Origin of the sequence: Micromonospora acroterricola (genome assembly GCF_003172955.1) — a bacterium.
GTDB classification, from domain to species: domain Bacteria; phylum Actinomycetota; class Actinomycetes; order Mycobacteriales; family Micromonosporaceae; genus Micromonospora; species Micromonospora acroterricola.
On sequence record NZ_QGKR01000361.1, the window covers coordinates 1 to 8,147 of the forward strand.

At 73.4% G+C, this 8,147-nt stretch carries 9 protein-coding genes; 5 read left to right on the forward strand and 4 right to left on the reverse strand.

The genetic code is table 11. The features are described from left to right. The first annotated feature begins 16 nt into the window (after positions 1–16). Together DKT68_RS30160 and DKT68_RS30165 are read left to right on the forward strand one after the other, a co-directional pair. Entirely contained in the window at positions 17–388 is a 372-nt protein-coding gene (locus tag DKT68_RS30160; RefSeq protein ID WP_109820769.1) for an SCP2 sterol-binding domain-containing protein, read from the forward strand. Beyond that, positions 388–2,448, forward strand: a complete 2,061-nt coding sequence (locus tag DKT68_RS30165) for an amylo-alpha-1,6-glucosidase (protein ID WP_109820770.1) — start codon at positions 388–390, stop codon at positions 2,446–2,448. Before DKT68_RS30160 ends, DKT68_RS30165 begins: the two co-directional genes overlap by 1 nt. 45 nt (positions 2,449–2,493) lie before the next feature. Here DKT68_RS30165 and DKT68_RS30170 read toward each other — a convergent pair whose 3' ends face one another. Next, positions 2,494–3,135: an alpha/beta hydrolase gene (locus DKT68_RS30170; protein WP_109820771.1), complete on the reverse strand. Its 642-nt coding sequence runs from the start codon at positions 3,133–3,135 to the stop codon at positions 2,494–2,496. Between the two features lie 120 nt (positions 3,136–3,255). Between DKT68_RS30170 and DKT68_RS30175 the strand changes: the two genes are divergently transcribed. From DKT68_RS30175 to DKT68_RS30185, 3 genes are all read left to right on the forward strand, one after another. Beyond that, positions 3,256–4,008 carry a lysophospholipid acyltransferase family protein gene (locus tag DKT68_RS30175; RefSeq protein WP_109820772.1) on the forward strand — a complete coding sequence of 251 codons (753 nt, stop codon included), beginning with the start codon at positions 3,256–3,258 and terminating at the stop codon, positions 4,006–4,008. An 80-nt stretch (positions 4,009–4,088) separates the two neighbouring features. Beyond that, complete coding sequence (locus DKT68_RS30180) at positions 4,089–4,697, forward strand: isochorismatase family protein (protein WP_109820773.1); 609 nt, start codon at positions 4,089–4,091, stop codon at positions 4,695–4,697. Positions 4,698–4,701: 4 nt separating this feature from the next. Further along, the gene (locus DKT68_RS30185; protein WP_109820774.1) at positions 4,702–5,679 is read left to right on the forward strand and encodes a GlxA family transcriptional regulator; all 978 of its coding nucleotides are present in this window, start codon (positions 4,702–4,704) and stop codon (positions 5,677–5,679) included. On the opposite strand, the gene DKT68_RS30190 is transcribed toward DKT68_RS30185, so the two are convergent. From DKT68_RS30190 to DKT68_RS30200, 3 genes are all read right to left on the reverse strand, one after another. Then, positions 5,564–6,283, reverse strand: a complete 720-nt coding sequence (locus tag DKT68_RS30190) for a hypothetical protein (RefSeq protein WP_146218453.1) — start codon at positions 6,281–6,283, stop codon at positions 5,564–5,566. The genes DKT68_RS30185 and DKT68_RS30190 overlap by 116 nt on opposite strands. Positions 6,284–6,350: 67 nt before the next feature. After that, complete coding sequence (locus DKT68_RS30195; protein WP_109820775.1) at positions 6,351–7,064, reverse strand: response regulator; 714 nt, start codon at positions 7,062–7,064, stop codon at positions 6,351–6,353. Continuing rightward, positions 7,037–8,147, reverse strand: a 1,111-nt coding sequence (locus DKT68_RS30200) for a hypothetical protein (protein WP_109820776.1), incomplete at its 5' end; no start/stop codon positions are given. The genes DKT68_RS30195 and DKT68_RS30200, both read right to left, overlap by 28 nt.

An 8,147-nucleotide genomic window follows, 5' to 3' on the forward strand; every position in this document is an offset into this window, starting at 1 on the left:
GGGGGAGGAGTGCCCGATGGGGGACGCGACCATGAGGTTCTTCGAGGACCTGGACCGGCGGGGGTACGAACCCCTGCTGGCGAAGACCTCCGGGACGCTGCGCATCGATCTGCACGAGGGGGCGCAGACCCGGCACTGGCTGCTGACGATCGACCACGGCCGGCTGAACGTGAGCCAGGAGGACCGGGAGGCGGACACGGTCATCGGGACCAGCCCGGCGCTCTTCGACGACATCGCCACGGGCCGCGAGCACGGCCTGGCCGCCCTGCTGCGGGGGGACATGACGGTGATGGGTGACGCCCGACTCGTGGTGCAGGTGGAGCGGATCTTCCCGGGTTCCCCGGACGCCCTCGGGCCGCGCCGTCGATTCTCGGGAGAGGTGGACTGATGGGCCAGAGCAACACGATCCGGATCCTGGACGGCAACACGTTCGTCGTCTGCGAGGACACCGGCGACATCGAGGCGACGCCGAGCGAGCCGACGGGGCTGTTCTCCATCGACACCCGTTTTCTGTCCACCTGGGTGCTGACCGTGAACGGCGAGCGGCTCAACTCGCTCTCCTTCGACGACCTCCAGTACTTCGAGTCACGGTTCTTCCTGGTGCCCGGGGTGGCGACGCACTACATCGACGCGAAGCTGTCGATCATCCGGGAGCGGGCGGTCGGCGGCAGCTTCCGCGAGCAGATCACCATCCTCAACCACGACGAGAAGCCGGTCGATCTGGAGATCCGGATGGACGCGGCGTCGGACTTCGCCGACCTGTTCCAGGTCAAGGACGAGATCGTCAACAAGAAGGGCGAGATCTACTCCGAGGTCGAGGCGGACCGGTTGCGACTGGGATACCGCCGGGGCAACTTCGTGCGGGAGACCGTCATCTCCTCCTCGGTGCCGGCCCGCTACGACAGCAAGGGACTCGCGTACACCATCCACCTCGAACCCAACGAGCAGTGGAACACCGCGATCGAGGTGGGGACGCACGCGGTCGGGCCCGCAGGCCGGGACCTGCGGATCGGGCTGCGGTCGCACGGCACCGAACGGCTCGCCCTCCAGCACGACCTGGAGAAGTGGATCGCGGACGCCCCCAAGGTCAACAGTGAGCACGGCCGGGTGGCCAGCACGTACCGCCGCAGCCTGATCGACCTGGCGGCGCTGCGCTTCTCGCCGTTGTCGCTGGGCGGCGCCACCCTGCCGGCCGCCGGCCTGCCCTGGTTCATGACGATGTTCGGCCGGGACAGCATCCTCACCTGCCTGCAGACGCTGCCGTTCACCCCGCAGCTGTCGAAGACCACGCTGCGCATCCTGGCCGCCCTGCAGGGCAGCCGCTTCGACGACTTCCGCGACGAGGACCCGGGCCGGATCCTGCACGAGATGCGCTACGGCGAGACCGCCGCGTTCGAGGAGCAGCCGCACTCGCCGTACTACGGCTCGGTGGACGCGACGCCGCTGTTCGTCGTGCTGCTCGACGAGTACGAGCGGTGGAGCGGCGACGTCGCTCTGGTGAAGGAGTTGGAGCAGGAGTCCCGGGCCGCGCTGCGGTGGATCGACACCTACGCCGACCTGGTCGGCAACGGCTACATCTGGTACGAGCGCCGCAACACCGACACCGGCCTGGAGAACCAGTGCTGGAAGGACTCCTGGGACTCGATCTCCTACTCCGACGGCACGCTGCCGCCGTTCCCCCGGGCCACCTGTGAGGTGCAGGGGTACGCGTACGACGCGAAGGTGCGCGGGGCCCGGCTGGCCCGGGAGTTCTGGGGTGACCCGGAGTTCGCCGACCAGTTGGAGCGGGAGGCGGCGGAGCTGAAGCAGCGGTTCAACCAGGACTTCTGGGTGACGGACGGCGAGTACTACGCCCTCGCCCTGGACCCGACCGGCCGCCAGTGCGACGTCCTCAGCTCGAACATCGGTCACCTGCTGTGGAGCGGGATCGTCGACCACGAGCGGGCGGAGAAGCTCGCGCAGCACCTGGTGGGGCCGCGGCTCTTCACCGGCTGGGGCGTGCGCACGCTGGCCGAGGGGGAGGCCCGCTACAACCCGATCGGCTACCACAACGGCACGATCTGGCCGTTCGACAACTCCTTCATCGCCTGGGGTCTACGCCGGTACGGCTTCGCCGAGGAGGCCGCCACCATCGCCAGCGGCATCCTGGACGCGGCCACCTACTTCGACGGGCGGTTGCCGGAGGCGTTCGGTGGCTACCCGCGGGAGCTGACCAAGTTCCCGGTGGAGTACCCGACGGCGTGCAGCCCGCAGGCCTGGTCGACCGGTACGCCGCTGCTGCTGTTGCGCACCATGCTCGGCCTGGAGCCGCACGAGGGGCACCTGGCGGTCGAGCCGCGGCTGCCGATGGGGATGGGCCGGATCGAGGTGCTGGACATCCCGGGCCGCTGGGGTCGGGTGGACGCGTTCGCCCGGGGCCGGATCGACCTCGAGAAACTCTCCGACTGACCCACCGTGCGGGCCGGGCCGTCCCGGACCGGCAGGCGCGTGGGGTCAGCCGGGCGGCAGCACGGTGCCCAGGAACGCGGCGGCCACCGCCCGCAGGTCCGGCCGGTCCAGGGCCAAAGCGTGCCCGCCATGGGTCACCCAACTGTGCACCGGGTGCCCGGCGGCCAGCAGCGCACCGGTGAGCCGCACGGTCTGGCTCACCGGGACCGAGCGGTCCTCCGTGCCGTGCACCAGCAGAACCGGCACCCGGTTGCCGAGGTGGGTGCCGACCGTGGCGTCGACGGTGGCCGGGTCGCCGGGCGCCGGCGGGTGGCCGAGCAGGTCGGCCCAGGGGTCGTCGCCGGCGCGCAGCCGCGTCCACTCCGGGTCCATCGGGTCCACCGGCGGCCAGTACGCCAGCACGCCGGCCACGTCGTCCGGCCGGTCGACGCCGCGCAGTCCCACCTGGAGGGCGAGCATGGCGCCGGCCGAGTCGCCCCCCACCAGCAGCGGCAGGCCGTCCTCGCGGGCCCGGCGGGCCTCCTGCCGTACGTCGGCCAGTTGGGCCGGCCAGTGCGCCTCGTGCGCCAGCCGGTAGCGGGCCGGCACCACCCGCAGCCCGTGCCCGGCCAGCGCCGCGCCGTCCTCGCTGGCCCGCGCGCGCCAGCCCCCGCCGTGGATCCAGAGCAGCACCGCTCGTTCCGTCATCCCGCCATCGTGGTCCACGCCGCGGAGCACGGCCAGGAGATCAGCCAGGGGCAGAACCACGAGGCGGCGACGGCCGTTGCCACCCAGCCGATCTCCAGCCGGGCAGGGTAGATTCTGCGGATGCCGGAGCTCGTGTACCCGCCCGTTATCGCCGCCGCCAAGACGCTGTTCCGGGTCCTCGACCTGAAGATCACCATCGAGGGCGCCCACCACGTACCCCGCACGGGTGGGGCGGTGCTGGCCAGCAACCACATCAGCTACCTCGACTTCATCTTCTGCGGGCTGGGCGCGAACGAGTCGCACCGGCTGGTCCGGTTCATGGCCAAGCAGTCCGTCTTCACGCACCGGGTCTCCGGCCCGCTGATGCGAGGGATGCGACACATCCCGGTGGACCGGCAGGCCGGGGCCGCCTCGTTCCGGTCGGCCGTGGACGCGCTCAAGCGTGGCGAGGTGGTCGGTGTGTTTCCCGAGGCGACGATCAGCCGATCGTTCACGGTGAAGGAGTTGAAGAGCGGCACCGTCCGGATGGCCCGCTCGGCGAAGGTGCCGGTGCTGCCGGTCGCGCTGTGGGGCACCCAGCGGCTCTGGACGAAGGGCCGCCCGCGCACCCTGACCCGCCGGCACACGCCGATCAGCATCCTGATCGGCGAGCCCATCCACCCGGCGGACCACCCGGACCCGAACGTGCTGGCTGCCGAGTTGACCACCCGGCTCAGCGCGCTCGTCGACCGGGCCCAGCGGGAGTACCCGGAGCAGCCGGCCGGCCCGGAGGACACCTGGTGGCAGCCGGCGCACCTGGGCGGCAGCGCGCCGACCCCGGAGGAGGCCGCCGCCCTGGACGCCGCCGCCGAGCAGCGCGCCCCCAGCACGTGACCCGGTGGTGACCGGATCGTTCCGCATCCGGGCATGATGGTGTCTGCCGTCGCGGCCGCAGTCCGGCCAGGATCGGAGCCATGAGCAGAGAAGCACTCGTCGTGATCGACGTCCAGGAGTCCTTCCGCCAGCGCCCGATCTGGGCGTACGGCTCCAACCCCGACCTGGTCCGGCAGGTCGACCGGCTGGTCGCCGCCGCCCGCGAGCGCGGCGACCTGGTGGTCTGGGTCCTGCACTCCGAGCCCGCGACGGGCGGGGTGTTCGACCCGGCCCTCGGGCACGTGCGGCTGATCGACGGGCTGGTCCCCGTCGAGGGCGAGCCGACACTGGTCAAGACCGCGCACAACGCGTTCACCACCACCAACCTCCAGCAACTGCTCACCCTGGCCGGGGTGCACGACCTCACCGTCTGCGGCATCCGCACCGAGCAGTGCGTCGAGACCACCACCCGGGTCGGCGCCGACCTCGGCTACCGGATGACCTTCGTCAGCGACGCCACGCTGACCTTCCCCATCCCACACCGCAGCCTGCCGGAGACCGCCACGGTCGACGAGATCCTCGCCGACCCGCGCACCCTGTCCGCCGAGGACGTCGTCAGCCGCACCGAGTACGCGCTGGCCGGCCGCTTCGCCACCATCCGCACGGTGGACGAGCTGACCGGCCTGGCCTCCACCGACGTCCGGGGCTGACCCGGTGACCCGGGTCGTCTTCCTGCTGGTCCCGCAGCTGCACCTGCTGGATCTCGCCGGGCCGGCCCAGGTCTTCTCCAGCGCCGCCGACCTCGGCTACGACTACCGGCTGCACTACGTCGCCGAGCGGGAGCAGGTGCCCACCGTGCAGGGCGTACCGCTGGTCGCCGACACCCGGTGGCCCGAGCTCACCCCGGACGACCTGGTGCTGGTGCCGGGCTGGCGGCCGTCGGCGCACGGGCCGCAGGGACCGGTCTCCCCGGTCGACCTGCGGCGGCTGGCGGATCATCACGCCGCCGGCGGCACCGTGGCCAGCGTCTGCGCCGGCGCGTACGCCCTCGGTCGGGCCGGGCTGCTCGACGGCCGGCGCTGCACCACCCACCACGAGGTGCAGGACGACCTGGCGCGCCGGCACCCGGCGGCCCGGGTGGCCCGCGACGTGCTGTACGTCGTCGACGACCGGGTGGTCACCTCGGCCGGCATCGCCAGCGGCATCGACGTGGCGCTGCACCTGGTGGCCACCCGGCACGGCCCGGCGACCGCCGCGCGGATCGCCCGCACGCTGGTCGTCTACGCCCGGCGCAACGGGCACGAGCAACAGGCCAGCGCGATGATGCGGCACCGCTCGCACCTCTCCGACGCGGTGCACCGCGTGCAGGACCTGATCGACACCCGGTACGCCGAGCCACTGCCGCTGGCCGAGCTGGCCGCCGCCGGCGGCGTGGCCGAGCGGACGCTGACCCGGCTGTTCCGTGGGACAACCGGGCTCACCCCGCTCGGCTATCAGCAGCTGCTGCGGGTGGAACGCGCCGAGCACCTGATCGGGCACGGGTCGACGGTGGAGTCCGCCGCGCGGACCGTCGGGTTCACCGACGCCCGGATGCTGCGCCGCCTGCGAGCCCGCCCCACCGGGTCGGCTCCGGCCCCCGGTAGTAGTCGTCCCGGGACCGGAACTCCACCGGCAGCGAGCCGGGCAGGGTGACCCGGGTGTCCCCGGCGAGCAGCGCGGGGCCGGCCCGCAGCAGCAGCACGTCGCGCTCCTGGGCGGAGAGGTCCACGAGCTGCGGGTGGGTGAGCCGGAACATGGCCACCGCCCGGCGGACCTGCCGGGCCAGCGCGCTGACCTCCCCGATCGCCCCGGCGAAAGCCAGAGCCGGCTGTTGGATGGTGCGCAGCGCGTCGCAGACGATCAGCAACTGCGCCGCCGCGTCCGGGGCGGGCGGCGGCAGCTCCAGACGCGACGGCCACTGCCAGCGGATCTGCCCGCTCATCAGGCCCGCCAGCCGACCCGCCGGCCGGAGCGGGGGCGTCTCGTCGGCGACCAGGGACAGCTGCGCCCCGGTGCCCACCCAGCAGATCCGTTGGTCGGTCACGGTCACCGACACCGGCCCGGGCAGCCGCCAGCCGCGTCGCGCGTCGGTCGGCCCCAACAGGTAACCGGCGACCAGCAGCCGGTGCCGGCCGAGCACCTTCTCACCCGGTGCCGGGCGCAGTTCGTAGCGGCGGTCGAGGATCGGCCCGGCGTCGTCGTCCGGCGCGTCGAACCGGTGTGGACCGATGAAGAAGGGGGACGCGTCGGCGTGCATCGTCACCTCCCGGTCAGCTGGTGTGCGTCGAGCCTCGCTGACCCGGGGGCCGGTGTCATGACGCCCGTTAGGGGGTCGGCCGGTCGTGCGCCGCCTGTGACCGGTAGATGCCGATCTCCTCCGGGCGGACGAGGCCGTCCTCGATCGCCCGGGCGAGCAGCGCCGCCTTTGTGGCGGCCGGCCTCCCCGCCCGGGTGTACTTGATCCGCGCACGGTCGACGTACTGCTTCACCGTGTGCTCGCTGATCTGCATCCGGCGGGCCACCGACGCCTTGGACATCGACTGGAACCAGAGCAGCAGCGCCTCACGCTCCTTGTCCGACAGCATCGGCCGGTCCGGCCGCGGGTCGCCGACCATCGCACCGGCCAGCGCCGGCGGCACGTACGGGCGGTCGCTGGCCGCGGCCAGCACCGTCGCCACGCAGTGCTCCCGGCCTTCGTGCTTGGCCAGGAACGCCACCGCCCCGGCGTCCAGCGCGGCGAGCATCGTGTCCGGGTCGGTGTGCTCCGAGTAGACAACCACCCGACGCCCGGTCGCGCTCAGCTCGGCGAGCTTGTCCAACGCCATGCGCCCGTGCAGGCGCAGGTCGAGCAGGACCACGTCGGCGTCCGGCGCGGCCCGCAGCACCTCGTCCGGGTCGTCCCCGGTGGCCAGCACCGTCAACCTCGGCTCGGTGGCGAGCCAGGCGCGGACCCCCTCGACCACCACCGGGTGGTCGTCGACGATCGCGATTCCGACCGGCCGGTCGCCGGTCATCTCCGCCACCGGGTCTGCGCCCATCTGATGTCCCCGTCCCGCTCGTAGTGGTGCTGCACCGGCCCGTCGTCGTGCTCCCCGGGCGGTGGGCCGGTCCCGTCCGGCCCCTCCCGGTCCGGCGTGACGAGGCTGACCACCACCTCGTCCGGTCCGGAGACGACGGTCAGCCGGGCCCAGCCCCGAGCGTCGGCGAGGATGCCGGTGAGCGGGTCGGCCAGCCGGCGGCGGATCTCCACCGGCAGCGGCGGCGGGCTGCCGATCGTGACCAGGTCGATCGGCAACCCGTTGCGTTCGGCCAGGTCGGCGGCGGCCCGCAGCTCGTGCAGCAGCGGGTCGGGCACGTCGTCGGACTCGGCGATCAGGCGGCGCAGCCGGGCCGCGGCCAGCACGCACCGGCGCTGCACCTCCGGGTCGTCCGGGTCGGCCCGCCCGTCGGCCAGTTCGCCCAGCACCCGCCCGGCCGCGGCGCCGACCAGGGCGAGACGGTCGCGGCGTTCCCGAAGACCCCGCTCGGCGGCGTCCCGCTCGGCCGCCATCGCGTGCGCGGCGGCCGCGGTCGCGGCCCGTTCCCGGGCCAGGCCGACGATCACCGCGCCGCCCACGAAGACCGCCACCGGCAGCGAGAAGGTGCCGTAGACGTACATCACGTAGCGGGCCAGGTCAGCCGTGTCGTGGCCGTGCCCGAGCACGGCGACCAGCGCGATCAACGCGTGCGTGGTCAGCAGCGCGACCAGCCCGGTGACCCGCCGGCCCCACACCGCCAGCACGAAGAACCAGCCGAGCGTGCTCCACACCCAGTTGGCGGCGGTGAACAGCTGCCGTTCGCCGGACGCGGCGAACACCGCCGCGTCGACGGCCAGCAGCAGCCCGGCGAGCGGCCACGGCGGGAGCGGAGCGCCGCGCAGCAGCCGTACCCCGGCCACCGCGCCGGCCACGGCGACCACCACCCACCCGCCGAGCACCACGACCGGCGCGGTGAACTCCGCGCGGGCGGCGAGCGCCGCCGGCAGCCCGATCGCGACGTGCCACGCCAGCGCGATGGCGACGGCGGCGATCCGGGCGCCCCGGTCGGAGGCGTGCGCCACGGCCGCCTGCGCGGCGAGCGCC